This window comes from Bradyrhizobium uaiense, from assembly GCF_010811875.1.
Taxonomy (GTDB): domain Bacteria; phylum Pseudomonadota; class Alphaproteobacteria; order Rhizobiales; family Xanthobacteraceae; genus Bradyrhizobium; species Bradyrhizobium uaiense.
Window position 1 is genome coordinate 1 of the sequence record NZ_VKHP01001093.1, and the last position, 237, is coordinate 237.

1 pseudogene is annotated in these 237 nt (G+C 59.9%); it reads right to left on the reverse strand.

Annotated elements, in window-relative coordinates:
• Positions 1 to 237 (reverse strand): annotated as a pseudogene (locus FNJ47_RS48905) (IS701 family transposase); the annotation flags it as partial.

The window sequence follows — 237 nt, forward strand, 5'->3', positions numbered from 1 at the left end:
TGATGGTGGCGGCTAGTGTGCGCAGATCCGTCGCCGCAGGGAGATTGGCAAGATAGTATTTCTTCTCCCCTGAGGCACGTTGCTCGCCAATGAGCCAAGCTTCGTCGCCCGGGAGATGCTGCTGACCCTTATCCCATATCCGCTGCGGAGGTCCGTCGGCGGTGCGGACACGGACAGCAGCAAATCGGGCTTTCAACCGACCTTTGGTCCCGCTGCGCCAACTCACGGTTTTCCATT